The organism is Lentilactobacillus rapi DSM 19907 = JCM 15042, assembly GCF_001436255.1.
Taxonomy (GTDB): Bacteria; Bacillota; Bacilli; order Lactobacillales; family Lactobacillaceae; genus Lentilactobacillus; species Lentilactobacillus rapi.
In genome coordinates this window covers 1-26,982 of the sequence record NZ_AZEI01000037.1, presented here as the reverse complement: position 1 = coordinate 26,982, position 26,982 = coordinate 1, and the positions used below count along the sequence as shown (strand labels likewise).

Below are 26,982 nucleotides of genomic sequence, written 5' to 3'. Positions count from 1 at the left end.
TCTTTTGTCGAACGAGTTTCGAAAGAGTTGACAATTGATGATGATGTGACTTCCATAAGTATGGAAGCTGATGCGAATACAGAACTTGTTTCTTTAAAAATTAATTTGGCCATTCTCATATTGATAAAACTTGCGCCAAACGGCTAATTCCTGGCCATTTAACAAAGAGGACCAACTATTCCAAAAATCAGGAATAATTGGTCCTCTTCGTTGAATCCTGGGATCAAAACGTCGATTGTCTCAATCTATGGATATGACGATCATTTATCGGAACGACTTAAGCTTGCGAATGCTGAAAAATCGAATAAACAATATACCCGATCGTTAAGATCACCAGCGGCAAAAAGAAAATGGCTGAAAATGACAGCACAACCAATAGAATGGTCGCGATGATGCCAACAACCAACTTGAGTAAGAACCAACTTGTTTTAAAGATGAGCGTGCCAAATAAAATGAGCAGTAGTAATAACAGAATCATTTGTGATGTCCCTTCGAATGGTTATTGTTGGTCTAATGATTTAACAACGCGACTCCACCAGCAAGGTAGGTTGCAAACAGTAGCCAGGCCAGATAAGGGCTAAGCAGCCAAGTGGCAATTTTCATGGATGACAGGAGGCGATACATTAAACTGGCAACCATGATGTCCATGGCGACAATGATGATCAGACCAATTACAAACAGACTACCGTTAAAGAAAACGATTGTCCAGACAAAGTTTAACAATAATTGGCCTAAAAAGAAACTCAGGTTAACTAAATTCTTTCGGCGATCAGACCAGAGTAGATAGCCTACAATGCCGATGAACAAATAGAGAACTGGCCAAACAATGCCAAAGACCGCCCCTGAAGGTGATAGTGGTGGCAGGGACAACGCATTGTACAGCCCTTTAATATCACCGGAGAGCTGGGCTGATAACAAGCCCATTGCTTCAACCAAGATAATCCACGTTGCGAGTGACAGCCAATTAATTTTAGCGTTATTTGTCATGCGGTGTCCTCCTTTAAATTCATGGGTTAAGTATAATTGCCCGTTAATTATTACGTGATTCTCATAATTATAGGATAGCTTACCCTGCTTGAAGTAACCAATTTGAAATCTGCGAGGTTAAAAAAATCCCCGCTCAAGCCTGGAAACTGACGAACCGGGAATTCGCAATCTTTGGTCAACCCCAGAAATTACAATAAAGAAATTAATCGTTTATTAAATTCCCTGATTTCCTACCAATTTTGGCATATTATTTAAACTTCCGACCCGCAGATTGTATAATGAAGACAGAATAGTTTGGATACGAAAGGTTGCCTTTTTGGAAGGGGAGTTCTTTATGTACAAGAATATTTTGGTGCCATTGGATGGTAGTGTGAACTCGCAAAAAGCGCTGGATGTTGCCGTTGAATATTCAAAGGTGTTTCACGCGGATATCATTGCTTTATCAGTTGTTCACCATATTAAATATGATTCTGATGCGCTTTCGTCTGATATTTATAAAGGGTTATCAACCAATGCGCATAAAATTGTCGAAAGCTGCCGGGATCGGGCATGGAACCAAGGCGTGACGATCAAAGGGGTCGTTGAAGATGGCAACCCCAAACAGAGGATCGTTGAATTTGCCAAAGAAAATGATATTGACTTGATCATCATGGGTAAGACCGGAATGAACGCGTTTGACCGGGTGATTTTGGGGTCAACCACTAATCATGTGGTGAGAGAATCCGGTACCCAGGTGTTGGTCGTTAATGCATAGTTAAATAAGGTAAAGCCATTAACGTTCACTTTCTAGTGGGCGTTTTTACGTGTGATTATCGTCTGTTTTGGAGGTGGAATCATGAAACGAATTGATTTAGGAATTTTAATTGCTGTGAGTTTTGTAGCCGCACTGATCGGGACTTACATATTATTTGGTTATTTTGTCAAACAAGAAACCGTTGCGGCCGGGATCATGCTGGCCTATCAAAATATTTTGTGGTTGGTAGCGGGGTTGAGCATGGTTGCTTTTGCGGCGTCACTGTTAACGGCCAAGTTTCCAACGTTGACAGTAGTCGCTGGCTTAATTGGGTTGATCACTTTAGTTGGCTATTTTGCCAGCTTAAACAACGGTAATTGGATCAATCATTTTCTGTTTCTGTGTACCGGTATTTTATTTACAGGAATAATTTTTAAATGGCTCTTCCGACGGTTAAGTTAAGAGTCGTATAATATAGTTAATTAAATTTTTAGGAGGCAACTCATGGCAGAACTTACTCACTTCTACGAAAAGTTTCAACCGGATCATTACGATATCTACTTGGATATCAACCGGGAAAAGAAGCAATTTTCAGGTCGATCAACCATTACTGGTCATGCAAAGCAACAATCAATTTCGATTCACCAGAAATTCTTAAAGATCCAAGCTGTCCAGGCAGATGGCGAAGATGTGCCGTTTAAGATTGATGATCAAAACGAAGCCATTCAGATTGAGCTTTCAAAAACCGGCGATACAACGATCACCATCGACTTTAGCGCCAAATTAACCGACACCATGATGGGCATTTACCCATCCTATTATGAAGTCGATGGCGTAAAGAAGCAGATTATCGGCACCCAGTTTGAAACAACGGCTGCCCGCCAAGCCTTTCCATGTGTTGACGAGCCGGAAGCCAAAGCAACCTTTAACTTGGCGATCAAGTACGATGAACACGATGGCGAGACCATTATCAGCAACATGCCCGAAGTTAAGACTGAAAATGGCGTTCACTATTTTGACACAACGATGCGGATGTCGACTTACCTCATTGCCTTTGGCTTTGGTGAACTGCAGAGTAAGCAAACCACGACTAAGAGTGGGGTTAAGGTTGGCGTCTTCGCAACCAAGGCGCACAAGGCCGACGAATTGGACTTTGCTTTGGACATTGCCAAACGCTCAATTGAATTCTATGAAGATTTCTATCAGACGCCGTATCCATTACCACATTCATGGCAGCTGGCCCTGCCTGATTTCTCTGCCGGCGCCATGGAAAACTGGGGCTTAGTCACTTATCGGGAAGCCTATTTACTGCTTGATCCGAAGAATACCTCATTTGAAATGAAACAATTAGTTGCCACAGTCATCGCCCACGAATTGGCCCATCAATGGTTCGGTGATTTGGTAACCATGAAGTGGTGGGATGACCTCTGGTTGAACGAAAGCTTTGCCAATATGATGGAATACGTTGCCATTGATGCCATTGAGCCCGATTGGCATATTTGGGAAGTCTTCCAGACATCAGATGTTCCGGCCGCATTGCAGCGGGATGCGACTGACGGCGTTCAGCCGGTTCATGTTCAAGTGGAGAATCCGGCTGAAATTGATTCGATCTTTGACGCCGCTATTGTTTACGCTAAAGGGGCGCGGATGTTAGTGATGGCCCGCGCTTTAGTTGGCGACGATGCGTTACGTAAAGGCTTGAAGAATTATTTTGCCGCTCATAAATTCCATAACGCCACTGGTGCTGATTTGTGGTCAGCATTAGGGGATGCTTCTGGGATGGATGTTGGTGCCATTATGAATTCCTGGTTGGAGCAGCCTGGTTATCCAGTTGTAACCGCTAAGGTCGTTGACGGCAAGCTGACGTTAACCCAACAACAGTTCTTTATTGGCGAAAGCAAAGACGCAGACCGCAAGTGGCAGATTCCATTGAACAGCAATTACGATCAAGTTCCTGATATTATGGCCGACAAAACCGTGACTGTCGGTGATTATGACCAGTTAAGAGAACAAAACGGCAAGCCATTCTTCTTGAATGCGGGAAATAACTCACACTTCATTATCCAATATGATGAAACCCTCATGAAGGATATTTTGGCCCACGTTGACCAGTTGGACGCCATTGCTCAATTGCAGATATTGCAAGACTTGCGGTTGTTAGCTGACGGTCGTCAGAATTCTTATGCCAATATTGTGCCATTATTGCCACAATTTGCTGGCAGTCATTCAAACATTGTGAATGCCGCTTTGTACCGAGTTGCTGGCAATTTAAAGAAATTTGTTGCTCCCAAGTCGACTGAAAAGCACCAATTACAGGCGTTCTTCAATCAGCTGAGTGCGGGGCAGCTTGATCGCTTGGGCTGGAACCCTAAACCCGGCGAATCAAACGATGATCAATTAACCCGGCCATATGTTTTGAGTGCCGCTCTTTACGCGGAAAATGCTGATGCAATGGCTTCCGCCCACAGCCTGTTTAAGACTAACCAAAGCGATTTGGCTGCCTTACCAGCTGGCATTCGGGTATTTATATTGATCAATGAAGTTAAGAACTTTGGTAACAAGGATTTGTTTGACCAACTTCTGGATGATTATCGCAAAACCGCGGACGCCAGTTACAAGCAAGACATTTGCGCAGCGTTAACCAGTACAACTGATTCGGCATTGATTGCTGAATTAATCACGAAATTCAAAGACGCTGACACCATTAAGCCGCAGGACTTACGAGCTTGGTTCCGTGGCGTGCTCGCTAATGAAGATGGTGAGCAGGCCGCTTGGGACTGGATTCGCGCCAATTGGCAATGGCTGGAAGACACAGTTGGTGGTGATATGGAATTTGGAACTTACATTACGGTCATTTCAAGCGTCTTCCATACATCACAACGTTTAGCAGAGTTTAAAGCTTTCTTTGAGCCCAAGATTCCAACTCCAGGGTTAACTCGGGAAATCAAAATGGACATTAGCGTCATTGAGAGTCGGGTTGCGCTTGTGAATGATGAAAAAGATGCCGTTAATCAAGCTGTGAACCAGGCTGTAAAATGATTCATTAATTTTTAATCAAAAAGGGATGAAGATCTTCGCTGAATACCGAGATTTTCAGCCCCTTTTTTAACTAAGAATCAGCTTTAGTGATCAAAGTGATGCCTTAAAAGTTAAATAAATTGTTGTTACAAAAACATAACATTTTTGCAAAGAAAGTGCTCTTAGACTGTTCTCATAGTCCTGACAAATGTAATATTTTTTTGTAAGTAACCACCCCATATTGTATCTGTCAACAATTTATCGTATGTTGGTTGAGTGTTCAATCGACTACCTATTGGATATGCGCTCGGAAATGATCATCAAGTCGAATCATTTTCTGCATATCGAAAATAACTTTTACGTATGAGGTGCTTTATATGATTACTGGAAAATCAAAGATACAACTATTTTTATTGCCAATTTTAACGATTTTGCTGTCGTTTTCGTTGTTTGGAGCTCTGAAAGCTTCCGCAAGTACGACAATTATTCCTGATATTTCTGAATGGCAGGGGAAATTGACGAACTCGCAAGTGGCTAAACTGAAAGACCAAGTTTCATTCATCATCAACCGCCGCCAGTATGGGGCAAATTACCAGGACAAATATGCAACCAGCAACACCAATTTGTATACCCAAAACGGGATTCCATTTGGTGAGTATGATTACGCAACGTTCACCAGTGCGGCCAGTGCTAAAAATGAAGCCAAAGTTTTCTATCAAAATTCTAACAAGAACGCGAAATTCTATGTCTTGGATTACGAAGAAAATGACGTTACTTCGGGTTCGACGAATGCTGCGGTCACAGCCTGGTATAATGAAATGCGTTCCCTGACCAGCAAGAAGTTGGTTTTCTATTCCTATCAGTCATTTGCCACAGCCCATGCTAATACTGCCCGGAAAAATTTTGATGCTCAGTGGATTGCGAACTATTCGTCTAAGCCGACCATTCAGACCGACCTCTGGCAATATACGAATAAAAAGTATGTGCCAGCCCTTAAGGAGTCAGTTGATGCCAGCACGATTCTTAATTCCAGTAAGCCAATCACTTGGTGGATCGGCGGCCAACAATCTGAATCAGCTGCGCAACCAACGTACTTTACGGATGTCGTTCCAAGTGTCACAACCACTCAGAAGATTTACCTTTATGACTCAACCAGTTTTAAGAAAGCCAATCGGGTTGTGACAGTTAATGCTGGTACCAAGGTATCTGTAAGTGCGATCCATCAACGATCCACCGGCTCATACTATTTTGAAACTGCAGATGGTCGTTACTTTACTGCTAACAAAAACTATGTTCAATAATCCAAAATTCCATTTAGTGGAGGTCAACAATGAAAGTTTATAAAATAGGTGGCGTGCTCTTACTCAGCTTACTGTTGGTAGGCTGCAGTAATAGTAGCTCAAGCAAACAATCATCGAATAATGAATCAAAAACGGATATGCAAAATTCGAGTGCGAAATCAAGCAGCAGCTCCGTTTCTCAATCCAGTAGTTCCAGTCAAACTTCAAATGCTGCATCTGCTTCCGGTCAATCAGGGACCAGTCAGCAAGCATATGATTTTTCTTCATTAACCCAAGACCTCTCGGAAAAATTATCGAATACGTTGTTGCCACAGAATGCGGGCGTTGACACCGGTTCTAAGAATGTGCATATTAGGTATTCTGGCAATTCAGCTAATAATACCGTTTATTACAGTTTGGGCGAGGATGCCCTGGCCGTAAATGATGCCAGCATCAAAGGCGAGACCCCATACGCTGTTTTAAGCAAGCGAACCTATGCTTCTAACAGCGAAGCTCAAAGCCACATCGATTATACGAGCGCATCAGAAATTAAGGGCTTGCCAAAGGTCGACTTGGGCCATTCAATTATCGGTCATACGCAAGGTGGAGCCGGTCAGCAGTACATTTCCTGGAATGAAGGAAATTGGTCGATTAGCGTGCACGGAAGTCCAGTGAACAATACCACTCCTAAGAAGTTGGCGATTAACAGTGTTTCAATGTTTGAAAATTATGCTTTACCGGCCCCAAAGAGTCAGGGAGTTGTCAAATTCAACGTTGGGGATTCTTCTCAATTAATTAATTGGCAGTCGGGCAATGTGGTTTATCGCTTGAAAACAACCGATCCAGCCACGGCAATTAAGATGGCCGCTAGCATGAAATAATCATAAAAGTTAACCATAATCTGTTATATCTGGGCTGCTGCTCAAATCCTCATTAGGGGGTTGAACGGCAGCCTTTTTTGTGCTGAAACGCTTGTGTAACTAAGCCGGCTGACTTAGACTATTGAGGTAGCTAAAAAACATGAGGTGGTTTAATGACAATTCAATTTGAGAACGCGCAACCAACGGATTTACCCACGATTGTTGCAATTTATAACGAAACGATTCCCAGCCGCCTGGCAACTGCTGACTTGGAGCCAGTATCGGTTGCTTCCAAACAGGCTTGGTTTGATGACTTTAACCCCGATAGCCGCCCAATCTGGGTCATCAAAGAAAATAATCAAATTGCGGGCTGGGTTGGACTGGAATCCTTTTACGGCAGGCCGGCATACCACCGAACGGCAGAAATCAGCATCTATATTGATGAAAAGTACCGGCACCATGGGATTGGCCAACAAGCAATTGATTATGTCGCTGGTCAACTGACTCGTTTAGGTTTGGATGCGTTGGTCGCCTTTGTCTTCACTCATAACGCACCGAGCCAAAAATTGTTTAAGAAAAATGGCTTTGAAATCTGGGGACACCTGCCAGATGTTGCGATCATGGACGGTCAACGCCGAAGTTTGGATATTCTGGGGAAGCATTTTTAAATCATTAAATCGGTTATCGGTTAAAAGTCGAAAGGCGCGTTCATGACAATCAATGAGCGCTTTTTTATTGCCCAAAATAGTTATTGATCGGCAGAAAAGCTTGCATTAAATAAGTGACAGATGTAAACTTGAATTGTTGAAAGGTGACAGATGTAAATTTAAAGGATAACGCAGAGGAGATCCCAAAATGAAAGACGCAAAGAATGAAACCATCACAGACTCAGAATGGGAAGTTATGAGAGCAATTTGGACAATGGGGCAAACTACAAGCCGGGAACTGATTGACGCGATGAATCAACTGCAAGGCTGGTCGGATTCGACGACTAAGACCTTATTGCACCGGCTGATTAATAAAGGTGCCGTTGCTCAGAGCGGAACGAGTCGACCGTTCGTTTTTAAACCAATTGTGGGCGAGAAAGAGTCCATGGCCGCAGCAGCGACAGATCTGTTTGATCATATGTGTGCAATGCGGGCTGGCTCCACAATTGCCGGCGTTATCAAAACCAGGGAGCTCTCCCAGGCAGATATCGCTGAACTGCAAGCTATTTTAACGGAAAAAGCAAAAACAGCCCCTGAACAGGTGCAATGCAACTGTTTGCCGGGCCATCATATGTGCGAGGAGGTTGAGGAACATGGCCAATAAGGAAAATAATATGGACCAGATGAAGATGGATGATATGAAAAATGATCACCAAAAGATGAGTGACATGCAAAATCATATGCAATCGATGAACCATGACGATATGAAGATGGCTCACGAGATGAGTTCAACGGGTCATCAGATGAAAATGGATCATGGGAGCATGAACATGAGCGGCATGGATCATGGCCATATGGATATGTCGAATGATATGGATATGGCTGGCGGTGATGTGATGATGCACGGCGGCTCCATGATGCACATGGGGAACTTGAAGGTTAAGTTCTGGGTTTCAGTCGTCTTGGCAATTCCAGTTTTATTGTTGGCACCCATCATGGGCTTGAATATTTCAATTATTAATTTGAATGCCCCGCTGGCTGTTGGCATTGTGATTGTGTTGTTTGATTCAGCACTCTATTTCTATGGTGGGATGCCATTCTTGAAGGGCGCAGTTGCCGAAATCAAGGATAAGTCACCTGAAATGATGACGCTGGTTACCCTTGGAATCTCAGTTTCGTACTTTTATAGTTTATATGCATTTGTGGCAAACAACTTCTTGAATCCCGCTAATCACGTGATGGATTTTTCATTTGAGTTGGCGACCCTAATCTTAATCATGTTGTTGGGGCACTGGATTGAAATGAATGCCCTGATGGGAGCCGGTGACGCCTTACAAAAGATGGCGGCCTTATTGCCTAAAACAGCTCATCTGGTCACTGAAACCGGTGAGACTAAAGACGTTGCCGTGGCCGATTTGCAAGTTGGCCAGTCATTTCAAGTTCGTTCAGGGGAAAGCATCCCTGCCGATGGGGTTATCACTGATGGACAATCAACGGTGAACGAATCCCTAGTGACTGGTGAATCAGCTGCCGTTACTAAGACTGTTGGCGACAAAGTCATTGGCGGAGCCACTAATAATAACGGCACTTTGACGGTTAAAATCAGTGGTACCGGGGATTCCGGGTACCTCTCTCAAGTCATGAAGATGGTTCAAAATGCTCAACAGTCCAAATCAAAAGCTGAAGATAAGGCTGATCTAGTGGCTAAATATTTGTTCTATGCCGCTTTTGGCGTTGGGATCATTGCTTTCTTTGCTTGGTTACCACAAGGTTTGGCAACTGCAATGACAATTATGGTGACGGTTTTCGTGATTGCCTGCCCCCACGCTTTAGGGTTAGCAATTCCGCTGGTCGTTTCGCGTTCGACTTCAATTGGTGCTCAAAACGGGCTGCTGGTTCGCAATCGTCAAGCCATTGAAGCCAGCCAGCATGTCAGCCACGTGCTTCTGGATAAGACGGGAACGCTGACTGAGGGTCAATTTACCGTGAATGCCTTGGTTCCAAGTAAGGATGTTGACGAGCAGACGTTGTTAACGCGCTTGGCAGCTCTTGAAAGCAATTCAACGCATCCGCTTGCCCAGGCAATTATCGCCGCAGCTCAAGCAAAAGGGATTAAAGTTGAAGCAGCTCAATCGTCTCAAAATATTCCCGGCGTGGGTATTGCTGGTGAAATCAACGGTCATCAATATATGATTGTTAACGGCAACTATCTGACGAAGCAGGGCATCCAATTTGATCAAGCGGTTGCTGATAAGTGGGCCGCCAAAGGCAACTCAGTCAGTTTCCTTCTTCAAGATAAGCAAGTCCAAGGAATGGTTGCTGAAGGCGATACCATTAAGGCTGGTGCCAAAGAGTTAATCAGTGGTTTGCAAAAGCGGGGAATTACTCCGGTGATGTTGACCGGTGATAATCAAAAAGCAGCTGAACACGTGGCCGGTTTATTAGGATTAAAAGAATTTCACGCGGGTCTGTTACCAAATGATAAGCAAAAGATTGTGGCTGAGTATCAAGCAAAGGGCAATCATGTCATCATGGTTGGTGATGGAGTAAACGATGCCCCTAGTCTGGCAGCGGCAAATATTGGTGTCGCAATTGGTGCCGGAACGGATGTCGCAATTGATTCTGCGGACGTGATCTTGGTTAAATCAGAACCTAGTGACATTCTCCATTTCTTGGATTTGGCCAAAATTACCAATCGCAAGATGGTCCAAAACTTGTGGTGGGGAGCCGGCTATAACATTATTGCAATCCCCCTTGCTGCCGGTGTCTTATCGTTTATCGGCATTATCCTAGATCCAGCGGTTGGAGCGGCGGTGATGGCGATGTCAACGGTCATTGTGGCGATTAATGCAATGGGCTTGACGGGTGAGAAGATAAAAAACGAGTGAGCGGATCCAAACGGTTAGGGATCGGAGTGTAAGTCTCCTCGGACAGAAATTCCGGTTTGGGAATTTTTGTCCGAGGTGCTTACATGCAGATCCCTGTTTGGAGGAGCTGTCCTAAAACGAGTGAGCGGAGCAAAGCGGTTAGAAACTGGAGCCTAAGTCTCCTTCTGCAGAAATCCCCGATTTTGGGATTTTTGCAGAAGGTGCTTAGGTGGAAGTTTCTGCTTTGCGCAGCTGTCCTAAACCGAGTGAGCGAAGTAAAGCGGTTAACAATCGGAGTGTAAGTCTCCACCAACGGAAATCCTGGTTTTGGGATTTTTGTTGGTGGTGCTTACACGCAGATTGTTGCTTTACGCAGCTGTCCTAAAATGAGTGAGCGGATCCAAGCGGTTAGAAACTGGAATATAAGTCTCCTCGAACAGAAATCCCCGGTTTTTGGGAATTTTTGTTGGAGGTGCTTATATGGAAGTTTCTGCTTGGAGGAGCTGTCCTAAACCAAGTGAGCGGAGTAAAGCGGTTAGAAGTCGGAGCGTAAGTCTCCACCGAGGGAAATTCCCGGTTCTGGAATTTTTCTCGGTGGTGCTTACATGCAGACTTCTGCTTGGAGGAGCTGTCCTAGTAAAAGTAAATCAAAACAATTAACAGTAAAACCAATGGTCAACGCCATTTCTCCGTCTAACACAGCAGGGCCAACTTAATCACCAAACAATATCAGAGAAAAAGTGGTAGCCCACCTCCCGATTCAACAACTGAAGTCGGGAGGTGAGCCACCACTTTTTTTACAGTTTATTCTTTTCCAGCTAACTTTTCATGCAACCGAATATCGTATTGCCGCGTTAACGGCATCATCAATGCCACTATGCCGCAGATCGCCGAACCGATGCCGGCAATAATAAACAGCCGTTCAATTCCAATGATATCGGCAAGTGGGCCGGCAAAGATGAGCCCAATCGGCCCAGCCAAGTTGAGCAACGAGTTGAGGACCCCCAAGACCCGACCGAGTTCTTTAGGCGGATAGCTTTGCTGAATCATTGCCATGAGAAGCGTCGTGAAGAATGGCGTGGCAATGCCTTCGACGATGTTTAAGACCGCAAACCAAACAAAACCGGTTTGGTTACCTGGCAGAATGCCGCTAATTCCGGTGGGGATGCCAACCAGAAAGAAAGCGATAATGACGGGTTTCATCCGGTTCTTCCATTTACCAAAAATCCCGATGATGGCCCCACCGATGAACATGCCGCTTGAGTAAATAGCTTCAATCAGGCCGGCTTGGCTGACCGTTCCCTGAAAGTATTTCATTGTCATGAGTGGGTACATGCTGGCAGCCGGCATATAGGTCAAGGTGAAGACAGCCCCAATTAGGGTAATAGACCAAAGCCCCTTATTGCTGGTCAGCTGCTTGATGCCAAGCTTGGTATTGTGCAGAACGTGCATCGGCTGATCGATTTTTTCGTTATTTGGAATCTGAACAAAGGTTAAAATGCAAATCCCGATGATGGCACCTAAGACATCCAATAAGATGAGGTACTCGATTGGAATCAGGGCGAACAAGAAGGCCCCCAATGCCGGCGCAATAATCATGTTGGCGGACTGAACCATTCCGAGCTGGCCGTTCATTCTGGTTAATTCCTTGTCTGGCACCATTGTCGGCATTACGGATTGAATCGTTGGCATCTGGAAGGTTTGGGCGCATGACCGCATGAGTAGCGAAATAAAAATCAGCCACAGTGGAAAAACGTGAAAGACCGTTCCAGATACTGAAAGAATAATAGCAAAACAGGCTGCAAATACATCCGGAAAGATCAATAAACCCTTCTTATTCCAGCGATCGACCATCGGGCCTACAAAGGGACTGAGAATGACCATCGGCAGCATCCCTAAAATGGTGGCAATACTCAATACCGTGGCCGAGCCGGTCTTTTTGGTTAAATACCAAATGATTGCGTATTGGACGATCATACTGGTAATTCCGGTTAGAAATTGACTGATCAGAAATAGATAAATATTTCGACGCCAGTGTTCTTGAGAGACTTTCATGTCTGTTACCCCGTCTTCGTGAAAATTGTACAAGTCAATTCTAACGTATTCAAAGCAAAAAGTGTTAATAATTAGCTGTATTTACCTGACTTTCCTCTCGGGATATGATACGCTTTTGCAGTAGTGATGATGCATAATAAAGGAGAAAATAAATAATGACCTTACCTCAACTAGATTTGGCACACGCAAATGGCCCTAAAGCAACCATTAAAACCAACCATGGCGATATTGTGATTCAGTTATTCCCTGAGCAAGCCCCTAAAACGGTAGAAAATTTTGTTGCCTTAGCTGAAAAGGGTTACTACGATGGGGTTACTTTCCATCGCGTAATTCCAGACTTTATGATTCAAGGTGGCGATCCAACGGGAACGGGTGCCGGTGGTGAAAGCAGTTTTGGCGGCAACTTCGCTGATGAATTTTCACCAGAGTTGTTTAATATCAACGGCGCTTTGTCGATGGCTAATGCCGGTCCGGATACCAATGGCAGCCAATTCTTTATTGTGACCAACGAGCATGTCGATGATGGCATGGTTCAGCAAATGAAGACGGCTGGTTACCCAGAAGAAATTATCGAAGCCTATCAAAATGGTGGCACCCCTTGGCTTGATTTCAGGCATACGGTGTTTGGCCAAGTGATTGACGGCATGGATGTCGTCAAGGAAATCAGTCAGGTTGACCGAAACGGCTCCGATAAGCCTAAAGAAGCGGTTACGATGGAAACAGTGACAATTGCCAAATAATCGTCTAAACGATGCCCAACTCATCAACTAAAGATGCGGGGAGAAAGTCCCGCTGATAAACAAACTGAGATGAATTTTCCAATATTTTTGGAAAGTTCGTCTCAGTTTGTTTTATGATCAATTGATAATCAGATAATTGCCATTTTAGGGATTAAAATAGTTGAATTTGTTCAATGCTGGATTGTCCGTAATTGCATGTTTGCGTTGAAAAATTGGGGATATGCCAAATAACAGGCGATGGTGCTGCCGATGCTGGTGGCAGCCATGAGCATGAATGTGACCATAATTTGGTACATGATTGCCTTGGTGGGATCTACACCGGCAAAGATCAGGCCGGACATCATACCAGGAAGACTGACGATTCCAACGGTTTTGGCTGAGTCAATTGTAGGACTCATCCCTGTACGAATCGCTTCTCTGACAACATTAATGGCGGTTTGGTAACGGTTGGCTCCTAGGGCAAGCCTTTCCAATAGTTCTTGGCGTTTATCGTGGAATTGACCGTTTAGACTGCGGTAAGCCAAGCCGATGGCGACCATGGCGTTGCTGGCAATCATGCCGGAAATCGGCACAATCTGGCTGGGAACAAAGGCAATCGCTTTCGCCAAGAGTAACAACCCAATCGTGACACCTGTTGCGACGGTAATTGCAAGTAGGCTAATCACAAAAGCGTGTGGGATACCGCGAGCACGACCACGAGCATTCCAAGCGGCATTAAAGACGATAATTGCCACCATCAGCAACGTTAGCCAAATTCGATTTACTGAAATGATATATGTCAAAACATACCCGACGATAGTCAATTGAATGACTGCGCGGATAACACCGACAACGAGATCCTTTTGAAGACCAATTTTTTCTTTTAGACTGATCAAAAACGCGAGCGCTACTAAGGCCAATGCGAAAATGAGGGCGCTTGGATTGACAATGAGCTGATTCATGCTGTTACCTCCATTCTGCCACCAACGATGTTGATCAACCGATCGGCTGCTGCTAATTCTGATTCGTCGTGAGTGACGGTAATGATTGTGATGCCTTGCTTGTTGAAGTTGGCCATAACGTGGTGGACAGTGTCTTTTGTCACGGCATCTAGACCTGTTGTAATTTCATCTAATAATAATACTTTTGGTGTAAAGATCAGATTACGGATTAAAGCAACGCGCTGTTTTTCACCACCGGAGAGCTCCGTAATATGCTTTTTGAGCATATCAGCTGGTAAATTTACTTCTGCTAGAGCAGCCACCATCCGATCGTGGTTGACTTTTTTTTGACGAATTTGGAACGGAAAAGCCAGGTTGTCTGCGACCGTGTTGCCAAATAGACTGGGTTGCTGATAACAGTATGAGACCAACCGGCGGTAGACCGTTTTTTCATAGTCCTGTTGTGGTTTGCCGGCAAATATAATTTGACCTTCTGTGGGTGTAAGTAAAGTGGCCAATAATAAGAGTAGGGTGCTTTTACCCGATCCAGAAGGTCCAGTGATGGTCACAAACTCCCCTGGGGCCACCGTGAAAGAAATATGCGACAATAATGTTTGGTGTGATACCGTTAGGCCGACGTCTTGGATGTCAAAAATCGTTTCTGCCATTTCGGATATGCCTCTTTTCTCTGTTGATACTATCGATTGTATGAGATAACGCCTACAAAGTCACTGATAATGATTCTTAATTTATAATCATAATAAATTAGGCTGTCAGAGTTAAGGTTACCAAAACGGTTTAAGACTAATTGACAAATAGTTTATAAATTTAATTGCGTTTACCATTTGTATATTAGCGAGACTTGCAATCGACGGCCGACTTTGGTCATATAAGCAAAAAAACAATCCATTTTAGAATGCATTGCTTTTTTAAATTAAACTCTGGGATCGCGGTTTTCATCCCAAACTTTTCAATTGATGGGCGGTTTACTCAAACCGACTTAATGGATAATCATCCCAATCTGGATGCGGTTGATGGTTCACCTGGGCACTCCAGATATCGGTGTAGTATTGAAGCTTTCGCCGAATATGGCGTTGATTTTCTTTGAGGAGGACGAGTTGATCGGCCACCCGATTGCAATGAGTTTGGAGCAGATCAATCACTTCATCCAAATCATGATCCTGATCCTCATATTTAAAGAGTGTTTGGAGTTCTTTGAGCGTCATTCCGGTATCTTTGAAGCAGCAAATTGCGGCCAACCGATCCAAATTTGCTTGGTCGTACAGGCGATTTTTGCCATTTCTGGCAACGTGGGGAAGCAGCCCAATTTCTTCGTAGTAACGCAGTGTTGAGATGGGCAAATCGTATTTCTTTGAAACTTCTGCGATGGTGTAAGTGTTCATTAAGAGCCTCCGAAATATTTAACTTTACCTCAAGTATACTTGAGGTGCTAGAGTAAAGTAAATGAGGAATTTAAACGATGCCTTATTTCAACTATTAGGAGGAATCAATCATATGAAATACCGACATTTAGGTAAGCAAGGGTTGCGGGTAAGCGAATTGGCACTGGGGAGCTGGATGACTGATGTCAGCGAACCAGATAAGCAGGATTTAGCTGCCCAAAGTATTAAGTTGGCATATGAACATGGGATTAATTTCTTTGACTGTGCCGATGCATACAGTGGCGGGGCCGCCGAACGATTTCTCGGCAAAACGCTTAAACAATTCCCTCGCAAAGAACTCGTCTTATCCAGTAAAGTCTTTTTCCCAACCGGTGAAGGAATCAATGACCGCGGGTTATCCAGAAAGCACATTATGGAATCAATTGATACATCGCTGAAAAATATGCAGACGGATTATTTAGATCTCTACTTCTGTCACCGATTTGATCCTGAAACACCATTGGCAGAAACATTACAGGCATTAAGCGACCTGGTGGATCAAGGTAAAATTCTGTATTATGGCGTCAGCGAATGGCGGCCAGTCCAAATTTTGGAAGCTCAGTTGATCATTCAAGAGCGCGGACTCCACCCAATGTCCGTGGTTCAGCCGCAATATAATATGTTTGATCGCTATATTGAGCATGAATTGTTGGATGTTTGTGGCCAATTAGGCCTTGGCGTTGTGCCATTCTCACCATTGTCTCAAGGATTGTTGACTGGTAAGTATCGTAAGGGTCATCAAATTCCAGCTGGTTCACGGGCAACCTACCAGGATCAGATCAAAGCACTCTTAACCGAAGATAATTTGGATAAGGTTGAAGCTTTAATCAAGATGGCCGGTGAGCTCAATACGGATTTGGCAACATTTGCATTAGCCTGGACGTTAAGAGATCCAAGGATTTCCAGCTTAATCACCGGCGCCAGCAAGCCAAGTCAGCTTGAGAACAACTTGAAAGCAATTGATTTAGATATTCCAGCTGAATATTATCCAAGAATTGATCGATTATTTGGATTCAAAAAGTTTTCCCGAAAAATTGGTTAAGCAGCCTGTAAACATTAACTTTTAATGGCTGGACAACAAAAGCGTTCCATAAATCCAATCTGGATTTTATGGGACGCCTTTTTGAGGATAGTAAACTGAATTACTTCAAGGACGCAATTAACTTCTTAACTGCTTGGGCTTGGAACTCAGCAGTCGCTTGCTTAACTAGCTTTGCGCGGTCGGCAGCAGACATCCTTGGGTTCTTTTGCATGGCCGCCATCACTTGTTTGGTGACGAAGGCTTTTCCAGCAGTTTTCAATTGAGCTTGATAAGCTTTATCAGCCATCTTCTTTTGAAGGGCTTTAGCTTGGGTGGTCGAAAGCACGAGCCAATCCTTGTTGATATACAGGATGTTGTGCTGTTTGACTAACTTATTGCCTTCATCGGCAATCCCAAACCATAATTTGGCAGCTTTATTTTTGTATTCCCAGCGAGTGGTTTTAGTCACCATCTTGGATTCGCCGTTAATGCGAACCACTTTGTTGGTGGTGTCATCCTTTGCTCTGGTGTGGGACTTTTTCTTAGCATCCGCCGATTTTTGGTAGATATAAACCTGTTTCTTATCAGCAGTGCCAATTGGTTGATACAAAACCATTTGCATTTGCTTTGACTTGCCAACCGAATAAATTGGTTGAGCCGTTTGTTCGGTGACTTGTTTCATTCCGTAATGATCATGGTCGTTTTTGATGATGTAAAAGGTTGACAGAACCGCCCCGATAATTGCGATGGCGGTCAAGATATTGCTCCAAGTCTTGTTTTCAATATAAATGAAGAAGACAAAGCCCAAAACAACACTAATTACTAAGGTTGCTAATATCATTAATCTTCGCCTCCTGCTTTAGTATAGTCAGATGAGTGACCACGGTTTTTCAAGAAGAACGCGGTGATAAATGCAAGCAGACAGAAGATCAATGAGATCAGGAATGCTGCATGGTAACCACTTAATGTCGCGTTAATGGCATGGGTCTGGTAATTCAATGGGTTAGTGGTCAGCATGTGCTTTGAAGGCATATTGTTCTTCGTTACGTTGGTCAAGATACTGATCAACACGGCGGTTCCAACTGAACTAGCGACTTGGCGTTGCGTGTTGTTAACAGCAGTTCCGTGACTCAATAGATCAAGTGGTAATGAGTTCATTCCAACTGTGGTAGCCGGCATCATTGACATTGAAATACCGAACATCCGAACGGCGTAGAAGAACACGATGTAGATAGTTGGCGTGCTCTTTGTAATGTAAATAAATGGAATTGAGCCAAGGGTTAGAAAGAACATTCCGATGATCGAAAGGCGTTTGGCACCAAAGCGGTCCACGGCCCGACCGGTAATTGGGCTCATGATCCCCATCATAATGGCCCCAGCAAGGAGGGTTAGTCCGGATTCAAACGCAGACATGCCTTTAACAATTTGCAGGTACAATGGGATAACCATTTCAACTCCGACCATCGCCATCATCGTAACAGAACTTAAGATTGCAGAAATGGTGAACGGGAATGAACGATAAACTCGGAATTCCAAGAAGGGTTTCTTCATGGTTAATTGACGCCAAATGAAACCAATGATAAAGATAACCCCGATCACGAGGGTACTGATAACTGTTGCGCTGCCCCAGCCGTCCTCACCAACTGATGAGAATCCGTAGAGTAAGCTACCAAAGCCGACAGTTGACATGATAATTGAAAGTAGGTCTGTGCCAACTTTCCGAGTTGGCAAGACACTTTTAACAAAGAAGAAACTGGCTAAAATAACTAACAGCATCAATGGAATAATCATGCCGAAAAGATCTCGCCAAGTCCAGTTGTCAATGACCCATCCGGAAAGGGTTGGGCCAATGGCAGGAGCCAAGCCGATGACAATTCCGGCAAGCCCCATGGCAGTTCCCCGTTTGTCAGGCGGAAAGATTGACAGCATGATGGTCTGGAGTAATGGCATGGTAACGCCCACGCCCAATGCTTGAATCAATCGACCAGTCAGGAGCATTCCAAAGCTTGGGGCGGTGTAACAAACAACGGTTCCAATGAAGAACGTTGTCATCGCACTAATATAGAGCATTTTAGAATTAAATCTTGTGCTTAACCAAGCACTAATTGGGATCATAATCCCGTTAACCATCATGAAACCAGTGGTCAGCCACTGAACAGTTGATGTCGAAACATCAAATGCTTTCATAATAGTAGGGAAAGCCGTCGAAAGAATGGTCTGGTTCAAAACGGTACAGAATGTACCAACTAAGATGACCACGATCATTATTCCGCGATTATATGGCTTGCCGTTTTCGTCTACTGAATTTGCCACGATTGATTACCTTCTTCACTTCAAATTAGATTTCTTCAAAAAACGATTCCTGACTAATATAAGATTATTCACAACAATTGTCAACTATCTTGACAACGATATTTAAGAATATATACTTAATGTTAATTAATAGATGGTAGATTGTAGAGAATCTAATAATACAAATGCCCATCTAAAGCCAATGAAACCAATTACACGGTCTCGATGATCAGAAACGAGGAATTTAAGTGGATAAGGAATTCAAACAAAAATTAGCCGAAATTGTTAAAGATAACGCCTGGTACATGGGCTTAGGGGATGTTTCCCGGGCAACTGGGATTTCTCAAACCAAGCTACGTTACTGGGAGCGCAAGGGCTACATTGAAAGTAAACAGGGTAAAAATCAGAATCGTAAATTTAGTTATAGCATGCTAATCAAGGCCTACCAGATCAAGTTGTTCTTGGATCAAGGCTACACATTAGCGGTGGCTGCTGAAAAAGCTGAAGCAAAAAACAACGTCTTGAAGTTAGTCCGCAAGATTATTTTTGACCGGTTTGAAGATGTCGCAACTTATGATGGCCATCAGGCAATCAATCTCGGCCCCTTTGATGAGAATAAGGATAAATTGCTATACGCGGTTATTTATGATGACGGCACTCAATTTAAGCTGGTCGATTCGCCAGATAAAGAAGCATAAACTGCTTGAATTATTTAAGGATTAGGTTGTATAGTTAAAGGAAATATTTGAACGTGATAAGGAGGTTACGATATGGCTGAAACAACCTTTACAAAGGCTCAACTAGCGCAATTTGACGGCAAAGATGGTAACAAGGCTTATGTTGCAATTGACGGGATTGTGTATGATCTGACCAATGTCGATCAGTGGGCGAACGGCCGGCACCACGGCAAGCTGGCCGGTCAAGATTTGAGTGCTGTGATTGATCACACACCTCATAAACGGACTGTTCTCGATAAGTTAACTGCTGTTGGCAAATACATCGGTTAACCCAGTTCTAATGACTGCTTGAAAAGTCTGCTATGATCGGCAGGCTTTTATTGTGGCGGGATCAGCACGCTGCTGAGTGGCTGGTTGCCTGTTGGGGATTGACCGTGACATGAACGATTCAGAACGAAAAATTTGAAATTAATTTTCAATTTGGGGTTGCTTTTATGACCCCTATAAGCGTTACACTGGACTTATTATCATAATTCGTGGAGGTTTATTTGATGTTAGAGAAAACGGTTTACAGGGAATTATTGAGTCATGCGTTTGACATTCCGGTTTCAGTTACTTATTGGAATGGTAAGACTGAAACATACGGTGACGGCGATCCCAAAGCAAAAATTGAAATTAAAAAAGAAATTCCAATTAAAGAAATGACGTCAAAGCCAACTTTAGTCCTCGCCGAAGCATATATGAACGGCGACATTGAAATCGATGGCAGCATTCAGGAATTGGTTGCCTCAGCTTTCCGTCAGTCGGGGAGCTTTTTAACCAACAATCCATTTTTAAAACATTTACCAAAGATTTCCCATTCTGAAAAGGAAAGTGAAAAAGATATTCAAAGCCACTATGATATTGGCAATGATTTTTATCAGATGTGGTTGGATAAATCAATGACTTATTCATGTGCTTACTTTGAGCATGATGACGATACGTTGGAGCAGGCCCAGATTAATAAGGACCGCCATATTTTGCATAAGCTCAATCCAGTTGCCGGCAAGCGATTGTTAGACATTGGGAGTGGTTGGGGAACCTTGTTGTTCATGGCCGCTGAAGACTTTGGCCTTCATGCAACTGGGATTACCCTCAGTCAGGAGCAATATGATTTCACTAAGGAACAAATTGCCAAGCGCCATTTGGAAGGTAAAGTTGATGTCTTGTTGGAAGACTACCGCGAAGTCAACGAAAAATTTGATTATGTGACCTCGGTTGGCATGTTTGAACACGTTGGTAAGGAGAACCTTGGGCTGTACTTCAAGAAGGTCAAGGATTTCTTGGAACCAGATGGCCGGGCATTAATTCACGGGATTACCGGACAACACGTTGGTGCCGGGGTTGATCCATTCTTGAATAAGTACATTTTCCACGGTGGCTATATTCCCAACATGGCTGAGAATTTGACCCACGTAATGGATGCCGGCCTTCAGTTAACGGACTTGGAACCTCTTCGTCGTCATTATCAAAAGACTCTTGAAATTTGGTATGCCAATTACATGAAGGTTCTTGATAAAGTACAAGCCAAGTATGGTGTGCCATTCTCAAGAATGTGGTCACTATACCTGCAAGCCAGCGCGGCTTCATTTGAAGCAGGTAACATTGACGTTATGCAGTACTTGCTGACGAATGCACCGAGTGGAACTGGGTTGCCAATGACTCGTCAATATGTTTATCAAAAGGAACAGGATTAAATTAATATTTCAATAAAAAGGCGACTATATGTAAAATGTAGCCGTCTTTTTATTAACTAAATTTTAGTTACGGTAAATAATACTTTACTTTTAGAAAATATAGTTGTACGCTGTTCTTGTGAGGTGAGGTGGTGCAATGAGTAAAAAGAAGTTTGATGATGATCAGATTATGAACAAAGTATATGAATTCAGGGTTCTCAGTCACATGTCTCAAAAGGACTTGGCAGATGCGGTTGGTGTCAGTAAGCAAACAATTTTGGTCATGGAAAAGGGTCATTATTCACCGTCACTCAAGTTGGCATTTCGGATCGCCCATTATTTTAAGGTCCCGATTACTGATATTTTTACTTATGTAGAAGGAGATGGTTCCGATGGACGTTAAATCACTTTCAGATATTCCAGCCTGGATTTTTTATCCAATTAAATTATGGGCGGAAAAGGACAGCGACAACTTTAATATTTTGGTTGGCACCGGAATGATTCTCCTCGTATTATCTTTCGTCATGGTATGGATATTAGTAAGACGGCTAGGTGAATCGGATGAGCGAACTTCCAAGACATACTTGAAAGCAATGTCGTGGGCATTGGTTGTGATTCTGGTTTGTGAGATTGTGTTTCCGTCAACGTATTTGGTTAATCAATTTAAGCTGTATAAATACGCGTTTGCGATGATCGCCGCGGCCGTTTATATGTATGCAAAGTATCGAAAAGAAATGAGGTAATCATATGAAAAGCAAAACATTTACTGCGATGGGCCAAACTGGTTTGGATAAAAAAGTGAACCGTTTCTTGGCCAACCTTGATAACAAGGTCGTCAGTGTTAAGTTTGCCGTTGGGTTTGGTTATGTGGGTGCCATGATATTGTATGAATAGATGATGGTGCCCTCTGACAATTAATATCAAATAAAAAATAATGAATTGAAAAAGTGCCCGAAAGCTGATGAATTTGCTTTCGGGCACTTTGAATATGAGATGCTATCTTAATTTTCGAATCGAACTGAAACCCAGACGCTGCCAATAATCATACAGGTTCCAATAACAAAAGACCAGGTCAACGGTTCTCCAAGTACGAGCCAGCCTAACAAGGTGCCGACAATTGGTTGAAGCAAAAAGAACAGACCTGAAGTTGCGGCATTGACCAATCGAAGGCCTGTATTCCACATGACAAAGGCCAAGGCGGTGGAGATGCAGCCAAGATATAACAGGCAAAGAACAACTTTTGGATCAAAAAAATTAATTTGGCGAATAATCTGAAAATTATGCATAACAAAAGGCGTTAAGCATAGAATTGCAACCGTCGTTGACATAATCGTGATTTGAAGTGGCTGATAGTGACCAGATACCAATTTGATTAAGACCGACATCAGGGCCCACGTCAAGGCAGCAATGATAAGTGAAATGACGCCTAATAAGATGTGACTGCCGGTCAAATGAATACCAACAATGACAATCACGCCCAGGGTTGCCATTGCGACAGAGATCACGCTCACTTTGGTTAACCGCTCCTTAAGCAGCCACCAAGCAAAGATAATCATAAATGTGGGGGTCGCAGATGTGATGACGGCGCCGGTTTGAGCGTTTGAGAGCCACGTGCCGGTTTCTTGGGTCACAATTGAGATGGTATTACCAATAATCCCAATTAAAATGATTAAGCCAATATCATGCCGGTTAAATGACCATTTTGTGTGAGTGGCCACTGAAAAGCCCACTAATACAACCAAGGCAATCAGATATCGAAGCCAGACCAATTGAATTGGGGGAATGGTACCCACGATGATTTTTACGACGACAAACATGCCACCCCAAATGCTGGCCGAGAGACTGAGTAAAATTGAACCAATAACTTTTTTAGATTTCATAATAGATGTTCCTCCGCTTAGATTGTTAGTTTTTGAAATCATCAGCGGATACTAGCCGCTGATTAGCGGTTAGTTGGAACATCACATTCGTTTAAAGGTGAGTAAATCATTGTGTCACTTCCAATCTGTTCGTATTTAACCAATTTATGATACCAGAAATGACGATAGGTCTCAAAATTATCAGGATGACAACCAATGAACGGTTTCAAGAAAATCAGTCGCTCGTTTAAAATAACTTTTGCAGCGTAAGAGGCCGGGACATATATTAGTTTCCAATCGATGATCATTCACTTAGATCGCCGTAGCCACTTGGATAAACGCTGCGCCAAACGCTGATCCCAGCCATTTAACAAAAAGAACCAACTATTCCAAAAATCAGGAATAATTGGTCCTTCTCGTTAAATTCTGGGATTAAAACGCCGATTGTCGCAGTCTAAACTTCAAATGACAGCACTTATTCTGTATGGCCGCGTTCCTTGACATACTGCGCAAACGGTTCGTTACCGCTTGGCTCGCCAGATTCTTTTGCTTCATACCAAGCAATTCGATCGTTGACCACTTGCAAATGTTGAAGAATTCGCTGATTTTTGCGAACAAATTCGTCACGGGTTCGCTCCAATAAGGACACGCGATTAGGAATCGTGTCATCGCCTAAGTCCTGCCAAGCAACGTATTCTTGAATATCTTGCAGGCTCATTCCAGCGGCCTTTAAATGAACCAAACACTTGACCCAGTCAACGTCGGCATCGGTGAAGATTCGCCGGCTGCCTTCGCTGCTGTGGGCCTTGATGATTCGTTGGCGTTCATAAGCATGAATTGTCGGGATTGGCAGATCAACAATCCGTGAAAATTCACTAAGGGTATATCTATGTTCTGAATCGGTTTCTGCCATCGTGCTATCTCCAATCCTTTTAAAGTAAGTTATCTATAGCTATACTTTAAGTTGAATGAAAGCGTTTGTAAAGCAAAATATTAACGGCCGCTTTATTCCTTGTGGCCCATCCGTTTTAAATAATCGGCAAAAGGTTCCTGGCCATCGGTTTTGCCGGTTTCTTTTTGTTTGTACCAGTTGATTTTGTCATTCAAAATTTCCAAATGGTGTTGGACTTCGCGGTATTTCTTCATGAAATCAGCTTGCGTATTTTCCAACAGTGCCAACCGATTAGGGATGGTTTCGTCGCCCATAGCTCGCCAAGTGACGTATTGCTTGAGATCGCTGATGCTCATGCCGGTTCCTTTCAAATGCAGGAGGAACTTGACCCATTTGATATCCGTTTCAGTGAAATAACGCCGGCCACTGTCGTTTCGCCGAGCCTTCAAGAGACCCTGGCTCTCATAGTAACGAATTGTTGGCGCGGTGAGATCAACGAGATCGGCAAATTCGCCAATTGTATAACTTGATTCAGTTTTGAGTGCTGGCATTTGAATTCCTCAATTCTTTTTAAAATTAGTTGTTGACTTAAAGTCCACTTTAAGTTGTAGAGTGACGTTTGTAAAGAGAAACTTGAAATTAATTTGAGGAGATGGCTATATGAGTGTTGAAAGTAAAGTTGTCATTATTACAGGAGCATCCTCTGGAATTGGGGAAGCATCCGCGAAGTTGCTCGCCAAAAATGGGGCCAAATTAGTGTTAGGCGCCCGTCGAACGGAACGGTTAAAGGAGATTGCTGATCAAATTATTAAGGCTGGCTGCCAGGCCACCTATCGATCAACTGATGTGACCAAGCCGGCAGAAGTTAAAGCACTGGTTCAGTTGGCAAAGGGTCAATTTGGCCGAGTGGACGTCATTTTTAACAATGCTGGAATCATGCCTAGTTCGCCAATCAGCGCGCTCCATGTCGATGAGTGGAATGCAATGATCGATATTAACTTAAAAGGAGTTCTAAATGGGGTAGCCGCAGTGATGCCCGATTTCACCAGCCAAAAGCACGGTCAAATTATCACGACTTCCTCAGTGGCCGGGATTAAGAGCTTTCCTGGCGCCGGCGTTTATGGTGCGACCAAGTTTGCCGTTCGTAATTTGATGGAAGTGATTCGAATGGAAAGTGCCCAAGAAGGGACCAACATTCGGACCGCGACGTTGTATCCGGCCGCTATCAATACGGAGTTACTCCACACAATCACTGATGAAAAGACGCGGGCGGGGATGGATAGCCTGTACAACTCGGTTGGCATTAGTCCGCAAGCAGTTGCCCGAGTGGTGAACTTTGCGATTGATCAGCCCGAAGACGTTAACGTGAATGAGTTTACGATTTACCCAACTAAACAAGCATAAAAGGAGAAATGAATCATGGCAAAGAATGAAAATGTTAAGAATGGCGTTATTTTCCCAGCAGGGCCGAAGAACGATGCCTACGCAAAGTATTTTGTCGGTCAGAGTTATTTACAGGGATTGGTGAATGATCCTGATGTCAATGTGGGCGTGGGGAACGTCACTTTTGAACCTGGCTGCCGGAATAACTGGCACATTCACCACAATGGCTTTCAGATTCTGTTAGTTACTGGTGGTGAAGGCTGGTATCAAGAGGAAGGAAAGCCAGCCCAGCACCTCGTTCCAGGAGATGTTGTCGTCACCCATGACGGTATTAAACACTGGCACGGCGCCACCAAGGATAGCTGGTTCTCCCTCATTGCAATTACTGCGGGAACGCCGGAATGGTTAGAGCCGGTTTCAGATGAACAATATGACAAATTGGAGGTCAAATAACAATGGCAAAAAAACAAACGGCTGGTCGCGATAATTTGGGTGATTTTGCCCCCAAATTTGCGGAATTAAATGACGATGTTTTATTTGGCGAGGTTTGGTCCCGAGAATCTAAGTTATCCGCTCGTGACCGGAGCATGATCACCTGTGCCAGCTTGATGTCACAGGGCTTGTTCCCACAGTTGGAAGCTCATATGAAGATGGCCAAACAAAATGGGGTGACCAAAGATGAGATGGTTGAATTAATCACTCACTTGGCATTCTATGCCGGGTGGCCAAAGGCTTGGTCGGCTTTTGGAATTGCCAAGAAAATCTTTACAGATTAGTCAGTTTTTAAGTTAGAACCGGTATTACTTTAGAATCATTATTGAAAACTTCTCCGAAATATTTTACACTGGATGCAGGACGTAAATGATAATCATTGGAGGAGATTCATATGAATTTTATCGGTAAAGAAATTGATGATTTCAAAGTAAATGCTTTTCAGAATGGTGAAGTCAAACCAGTTGCCAAACAGGACTTATTAGGTCATTGGTCGATTGTATTCTTTTATCCCGCAGATTTTTCATTTGTTTGTCCAACTGAGTTAGGCGATTTAGCTGATAATTACGCGGCGTTTAAAAAAGCTGGCGCAGAGATTTATTCTGTTTCTGAAGATACGGAATTTGTACACCAAGCTTGGCATGAACAAAGTGAAGAGGTTGGTAAAGTCCAGTACCCAATGTTGGCAGATCCAGCTGGTAAGTTAGCCCGGTTCTTTGACGTCCTTGATGAGGATGCCGGCCAAGCCTACCGAGGGGTCTTCATCATTGATCCCCAAGGTACCATCCGGTCATACACCATTAACGATATGGGCATCGGTCGCAACGCTCAAGAAGTGCTCCGGACTTTAGAAGCCGCTCAATTTGTCGCTGAACATGGTGATCGGGTTTGCCCAGCAAATTGGAAGCCGGGTGAAAAGACGTTGCAGCCGGGAACTAAGTTAGTGGGTAAAATTTAATTTAAACGTGTTAAATTTGCTACAAAATAATACCAACTAAATGTGACTGATCCCGGCCATTTAAGCCAAAAAAAGTAACGCATTCTGGTTGAACTGAACCCCTTGAATTGGAGAAATCTAATTCAAGGGGTTTTATTATGTTTT

General features: G+C 43.5%; 31 protein-coding genes. 20 read left to right on the top strand and 11 right to left on the bottom strand.

All coding sequences use genetic code 11. From position 1 onward, the window contains the following. Positions 1-277 precede the first annotated feature (277 nt). Together FD12_RS05420 and FD12_RS05415 are read right to left on the bottom strand one after the other, a co-directional pair. On the bottom strand, positions 278-478 hold the full coding sequence (locus FD12_RS05420; RefSeq protein ID WP_054747765.1) for a hypothetical protein: 201 nt from the start codon (positions 476-478) through the stop codon (positions 278-280). A 32-nt stretch (positions 479-510) separates the two neighbouring features. Beyond that, entirely contained in the window at positions 511-987 is a 477-nt protein-coding gene (locus tag FD12_RS05415) for a TspO/MBR family protein (protein ID WP_056982064.1), read from the bottom strand. Between the two features lie 334 nt (positions 988-1,321). On the opposite strand from FD12_RS05415, the gene FD12_RS05410 reads away from it, so the two are divergent. From FD12_RS05410 to FD12_RS05375, 8 genes are all read left to right on the top strand, one after another. Beyond that, on the top strand, positions 1,322-1,741 hold the full coding sequence (locus FD12_RS05410) for a universal stress protein (RefSeq protein WP_056982063.1): 420 nt from the start codon (positions 1,322-1,324) through the stop codon (positions 1,739-1,741). Positions 1,742-1,822: 81 nt separating this feature from the next. Continuing rightward, positions 1,823-2,182 (top strand): hypothetical protein, encoded by a 360-nt coding sequence (locus FD12_RS05405; protein WP_054747763.1) that lies wholly within the window; start codon positions 1,823-1,825, stop codon positions 2,180-2,182. Positions 2,183-2,224: 42 nt separating this feature from the next. Beyond that, positions 2,225-4,759, top strand: a complete 2,535-nt coding sequence (locus tag FD12_RS05400) for a M1 family metallopeptidase (RefSeq protein ID WP_054747761.1) — start codon at positions 2,225-2,227, stop codon at positions 4,757-4,759. A gap of 356 nt (positions 4,760-5,115) precedes the next feature. Beyond that, positions 5,116-6,039, top strand: a complete 924-nt coding sequence (locus FD12_RS05395; RefSeq protein WP_054747759.1) for a GH25 family lysozyme — start codon at positions 5,116-5,118, stop codon at positions 6,037-6,039. Positions 6,040-6,068: 29 nt separating this feature from the next. Further along, positions 6,069-6,899, top strand: coding sequence for a hypothetical protein (locus FD12_RS05390; RefSeq protein WP_056982062.1), 831 nt, complete (start codon positions 6,069-6,071; stop codon positions 6,897-6,899). A 152-nt stretch (positions 6,900-7,051) separates the two neighbouring features. Then, positions 7,052-7,546, top strand: a complete 495-nt coding sequence (locus FD12_RS05385; protein ID WP_054747757.1) for a GNAT family N-acetyltransferase — start codon at positions 7,052-7,054, stop codon at positions 7,544-7,546. Positions 7,547-7,733: 187 nt separating this feature from the next. After that, the gene (locus FD12_RS05380; RefSeq protein ID WP_054747755.1) at positions 7,734-8,189 is read left to right on the top strand and encodes a CopY/TcrY family copper transport repressor; all 456 of its coding nucleotides are present in this window, start codon (positions 7,734-7,736) and stop codon (positions 8,187-8,189) included. Next, a complete protein-coding gene (locus FD12_RS05375; RefSeq protein ID WP_056982061.1) occupies positions 8,179-10,413 on the top strand; it encodes a heavy metal translocating P-type ATPase in 2,235 nt (744 codons plus the stop codon). The genes FD12_RS05380 and FD12_RS05375 overlap by 11 nt, the downstream gene beginning before the upstream one ends. A gap of 783 nt (positions 10,414-11,196) precedes the next feature. Here the strand turns inward: FD12_RS05375 and FD12_RS05365 are convergent. Continuing rightward, on the bottom strand, positions 11,197-12,447 hold the full coding sequence (locus FD12_RS05365; RefSeq protein ID WP_056982060.1) for an MFS transporter: 1,251 nt from the start codon (positions 12,445-12,447) through the stop codon (positions 11,197-11,199). 155 nt (positions 12,448-12,602) lie between these two features. On the opposite strand from FD12_RS05365, the gene FD12_RS05360 reads away from it, so the two are divergent. Further along, on the top strand, positions 12,603-13,187 hold the full coding sequence (locus FD12_RS05360) for a peptidylprolyl isomerase (protein WP_054747752.1): 585 nt from the start codon (positions 12,603-12,605) through the stop codon (positions 13,185-13,187). Between the two features lie 170 nt (positions 13,188-13,357). Here FD12_RS05360 and FD12_RS05355 read toward each other — a convergent pair whose 3' ends face one another. From FD12_RS05355 to FD12_RS05345, 3 genes are all read right to left on the bottom strand, one after another. After that, on the bottom strand, positions 13,358-14,128 hold the full coding sequence (locus FD12_RS05355) for an ABC transporter permease (protein WP_056982058.1): 771 nt from the start codon (positions 14,126-14,128) through the stop codon (positions 13,358-13,360). After that, complete coding sequence (locus FD12_RS05350; protein ID WP_056982057.1) at positions 14,125-14,775, bottom strand: ABC transporter ATP-binding protein; 651 nt, start codon at positions 14,773-14,775, stop codon at positions 14,125-14,127. Before FD12_RS05350 ends, FD12_RS05355 begins: the two co-directional genes overlap by 4 nt. 318 nt (positions 14,776-15,093) lie before the next feature. Further along, a complete protein-coding gene (locus FD12_RS05345; RefSeq protein WP_054747749.1) occupies positions 15,094-15,510 on the bottom strand; it encodes a MerR family transcriptional regulator in 417 nt (138 codons plus the stop codon). 112 nt (positions 15,511-15,622) lie between these two features. On the opposite strand from FD12_RS05345, the gene FD12_RS05340 reads away from it, so the two are divergent. Then, a complete protein-coding gene (locus tag FD12_RS05340; protein WP_054747747.1) occupies positions 15,623-16,591 on the top strand; it encodes an aldo/keto reductase family protein in 969 nt (322 codons plus the stop codon). A 100-nt stretch (positions 16,592-16,691) separates the two neighbouring features. On the opposite strand, the gene FD12_RS05335 is transcribed toward FD12_RS05340, so the two are convergent. Together FD12_RS05335 and FD12_RS05330 are read right to left on the bottom strand one after the other, a co-directional pair. After that, on the bottom strand, positions 16,692-17,411 hold the full coding sequence (locus tag FD12_RS05335) for a DUF4811 domain-containing protein (RefSeq protein ID WP_054747745.1): 720 nt from the start codon (positions 17,409-17,411) through the stop codon (positions 16,692-16,694). Continuing rightward, entirely contained in the window at positions 17,411-18,883 is a 1,473-nt protein-coding gene (locus FD12_RS05330) for an MDR family MFS transporter (protein ID WP_056982056.1), read from the bottom strand. The genes FD12_RS05335 and FD12_RS05330 overlap by 1 nt, the downstream gene beginning before the upstream one ends. 227 nt (positions 18,884-19,110) lie before the next feature. Here FD12_RS05330 and FD12_RS05325 point away from each other — a divergent pair, with 227 nt between their 5' ends. From FD12_RS05325 to FD12_RS13855, 6 genes are all read left to right on the top strand, one after another. Continuing rightward, positions 19,111-19,560 carry a MerR family transcriptional regulator gene (locus tag FD12_RS05325; RefSeq protein ID WP_054747743.1) on the top strand — a complete coding sequence of 150 codons (450 nt, stop codon included), beginning with the start codon at positions 19,111-19,113 and terminating at the stop codon, positions 19,558-19,560. 72 nt (positions 19,561-19,632) lie between these two features. Beyond that, complete coding sequence (locus FD12_RS05320; RefSeq protein ID WP_054747741.1) at positions 19,633-19,869, top strand: cytochrome b5 domain-containing protein; 237 nt, start codon at positions 19,633-19,635, stop codon at positions 19,867-19,869. A 221-nt stretch (positions 19,870-20,090) separates the two neighbouring features. Further along, a complete protein-coding gene (locus FD12_RS05315; RefSeq protein ID WP_056982055.1) occupies positions 20,091-21,275 on the top strand; it encodes an SAM-dependent methyltransferase in 1,185 nt (394 codons plus the stop codon). 136 nt (positions 21,276-21,411) lie between these two features. Then, the gene (locus tag FD12_RS05310) at positions 21,412-21,657 is read left to right on the top strand and encodes a helix-turn-helix transcriptional regulator (protein ID WP_054747739.1); all 246 of its coding nucleotides are present in this window, start codon (positions 21,412-21,414) and stop codon (positions 21,655-21,657) included. Then, entirely contained in the window at positions 21,647-21,997 is a 351-nt protein-coding gene (locus FD12_RS05305) for a hypothetical protein (RefSeq protein ID WP_054747737.1), read from the top strand. Before FD12_RS05310 ends, FD12_RS05305 begins: the two co-directional genes overlap by 11 nt. A 4-nt stretch (positions 21,998-22,001) precedes the next feature. After that, positions 22,002-22,148, top strand: a complete 147-nt coding sequence (locus tag FD12_RS13855) for a hypothetical protein (RefSeq protein WP_156404068.1) — start codon at positions 22,002-22,004, stop codon at positions 22,146-22,148. A 107-nt stretch (positions 22,149-22,255) separates the two neighbouring features. On the opposite strand, the gene FD12_RS05300 is transcribed toward FD12_RS13855, so the two are convergent. The 3 genes from FD12_RS05300 to FD12_RS05290 all read right to left on the bottom strand — a co-directional run bounded on the left by FD12_RS05300 (position 22,256) and on the right by FD12_RS05290 (position 24,556). Further along, on the bottom strand, positions 22,256-23,134 hold the full coding sequence (locus FD12_RS05300; protein ID WP_056982054.1) for a DMT family transporter: 879 nt from the start codon (positions 23,132-23,134) through the stop codon (positions 22,256-22,258). A 454-nt stretch (positions 23,135-23,588) separates the two neighbouring features. Continuing rightward, a complete protein-coding gene (locus FD12_RS05295) occupies positions 23,589-24,026 on the bottom strand; it encodes a MerR family transcriptional regulator (RefSeq protein WP_054747732.1) in 438 nt (145 codons plus the stop codon). A gap of 92 nt (positions 24,027-24,118) precedes the next feature. Continuing rightward, the gene (locus FD12_RS05290; RefSeq protein WP_054747730.1) at positions 24,119-24,556 is read right to left on the bottom strand and encodes a MerR family transcriptional regulator; all 438 of its coding nucleotides are present in this window, start codon (positions 24,554-24,556) and stop codon (positions 24,119-24,121) included. A 109-nt stretch (positions 24,557-24,665) separates the two neighbouring features. Here FD12_RS05290 and FD12_RS05285 point away from each other — a divergent pair, with 109 nt between their 5' ends. The 4 genes from FD12_RS05285 to ahpC all read left to right on the top strand — a co-directional run bounded on the left by FD12_RS05285 (position 24,666) and on the right by ahpC (position 26,838). Beyond that, positions 24,666-25,409 carry an SDR family oxidoreductase gene (locus FD12_RS05285; RefSeq protein WP_054747728.1) on the top strand — a complete coding sequence of 248 codons (744 nt, stop codon included), beginning with the start codon at positions 24,666-24,668 and terminating at the stop codon, positions 25,407-25,409. Between the two features lie 15 nt (positions 25,410-25,424). Then, positions 25,425-25,841, top strand: a complete 417-nt coding sequence (locus FD12_RS05280) for a cupin domain-containing protein (RefSeq protein WP_056982052.1) — start codon at positions 25,425-25,427, stop codon at positions 25,839-25,841. Between the two features lie 2 nt (positions 25,842-25,843). Next, complete coding sequence (locus FD12_RS05275) at positions 25,844-26,164, top strand: carboxymuconolactone decarboxylase family protein (RefSeq protein WP_054747726.1); 321 nt, start codon at positions 25,844-25,846, stop codon at positions 26,162-26,164. 110 nt (positions 26,165-26,274) lie between these two features. Next, positions 26,275-26,838, top strand: coding sequence for an alkyl hydroperoxide reductase subunit C (gene ahpC / locus FD12_RS05270; RefSeq protein WP_056982051.1), 564 nt, complete (start codon positions 26,275-26,277; stop codon positions 26,836-26,838). The last annotated feature ends 144 nt before the right edge of the window (positions 26,839-26,982 follow it).

Bases quoted from the DNA above. Each gene is read 5' to 3' on its own strand.
- FD12_RS05295 (WP_054747732.1), bottom strand. From the start codon at position 24,026: ATGGCAGAAACCGATTCAGAACATAGATATACCCTTAGTGAATTTTCA.
- ahpC (WP_056982051.1), top strand. From the start codon at position 26,275: ATGAATTTTATCGGTAAAGAAATTGATGATTTCAAAGTAAATGCTTTT.
- FD12_RS05345 (WP_054747749.1), bottom strand. From the start codon at position 15,510: ATGAACACTTACACCATCGCAGAAGTTTCAAAGAAATACGATTTGCCC.
- FD12_RS05385 (WP_054747757.1), top strand. From the start codon at position 7,052: ATGACAATTCAATTTGAGAACGCGCAACCAACGGATTTACCCACGATT.
- FD12_RS05320 (WP_054747741.1), top strand. From the start codon at position 19,633: ATGGCTGAAACAACCTTTACAAAGGCTCAACTAGCGCAATTTGACGGC.
- FD12_RS05390 (WP_056982062.1), top strand. From the start codon at position 6,069: ATGAAAGTTTATAAAATAGGTGGCGTGCTCTTACTCAGCTTACTGTTG.
- FD12_RS05280 (WP_056982052.1), top strand. From the start codon at position 25,425: ATGGCAAAGAATGAAAATGTTAAGAATGGCGTTATTTTCCCAGCAGGG.
- FD12_RS05365 (WP_056982060.1), bottom strand. From the start codon at position 12,447: ATGAAAGTCTCTCAAGAACACTGGCGTCGAAATATTTATCTATTTCTG.
- FD12_RS05285 (WP_054747728.1), top strand. From the start codon at position 24,666: ATGAGTGTTGAAAGTAAAGTTGTCATTATTACAGGAGCATCCTCTGGA.
- FD12_RS05340 (WP_054747747.1), top strand. From the start codon at position 15,623: ATGAAATACCGACATTTAGGTAAGCAAGGGTTGCGGGTAAGCGAATTG.
- FD12_RS05415 (WP_056982064.1), bottom strand. From the start codon at position 987: ATGACAAATAACGCTAAAATTAATTGGCTGTCACTCGCAACGTGGATT.
- FD12_RS05355 (WP_056982058.1), bottom strand. From the start codon at position 14,128: ATGAATCAGCTCATTGTCAATCCAAGCGCCCTCATTTTCGCATTGGCC.
- FD12_RS13855 (WP_156404068.1), top strand. From the start codon at position 22,002: ATGAAAAGCAAAACATTTACTGCGATGGGCCAAACTGGTTTGGATAAA.
- FD12_RS05375 (WP_056982061.1), top strand. From the start codon at position 8,179: ATGGCCAATAAGGAAAATAATATGGACCAGATGAAGATGGATGATATG.
- FD12_RS05400 (WP_054747761.1), top strand. From the start codon at position 2,225: ATGGCAGAACTTACTCACTTCTACGAAAAGTTTCAACCGGATCATTAC.
- FD12_RS05305 (WP_054747737.1), top strand. From the start codon at position 21,647: ATGGACGTTAAATCACTTTCAGATATTCCAGCCTGGATTTTTTATCCA.
- FD12_RS05405 (WP_054747763.1), top strand. From the start codon at position 1,823: ATGAAACGAATTGATTTAGGAATTTTAATTGCTGTGAGTTTTGTAGCC.
- FD12_RS05380 (WP_054747755.1), top strand. From the start codon at position 7,734: ATGAAAGACGCAAAGAATGAAACCATCACAGACTCAGAATGGGAAGTT.
- FD12_RS05360 (WP_054747752.1), top strand. From the start codon at position 12,603: ATGACCTTACCTCAACTAGATTTGGCACACGCAAATGGCCCTAAAGCA.
- FD12_RS05315 (WP_056982055.1), top strand. From the start codon at position 20,091: ATGTTAGAGAAAACGGTTTACAGGGAATTATTGAGTCATGCGTTTGAC.
- FD12_RS05290 (WP_054747730.1), bottom strand. From the start codon at position 24,556: ATGCCAGCACTCAAAACTGAATCAAGTTATACAATTGGCGAATTTGCC.
- FD12_RS05410 (WP_056982063.1), top strand. From the start codon at position 1,322: ATGTACAAGAATATTTTGGTGCCATTGGATGGTAGTGTGAACTCGCAA.
- FD12_RS05275 (WP_054747726.1), top strand. From the start codon at position 25,844: ATGGCAAAAAAACAAACGGCTGGTCGCGATAATTTGGGTGATTTTGCC.
- FD12_RS05310 (WP_054747739.1), top strand. From the start codon at position 21,412: ATGAGTAAAAAGAAGTTTGATGATGATCAGATTATGAACAAAGTATAT.
- FD12_RS05420 (WP_054747765.1), bottom strand. From the start codon at position 478: ATGATTCTGTTATTACTACTGCTCATTTTATTTGGCACGCTCATCTTT.
- FD12_RS05350 (WP_056982057.1), bottom strand. From the start codon at position 14,775: ATGGCAGAAACGATTTTTGACATCCAAGACGTCGGCCTAACGGTATCA.
- FD12_RS05395 (WP_054747759.1), top strand. From the start codon at position 5,116: ATGATTACTGGAAAATCAAAGATACAACTATTTTTATTGCCAATTTTA.
- FD12_RS05335 (WP_054747745.1), bottom strand. From the start codon at position 17,411: ATGATATTAGCAACCTTAGTAATTAGTGTTGTTTTGGGCTTTGTCTTC.
- FD12_RS05300 (WP_056982054.1), bottom strand. From the start codon at position 23,134: ATGAAATCTAAAAAAGTTATTGGTTCAATTTTACTCAGTCTCTCGGCC.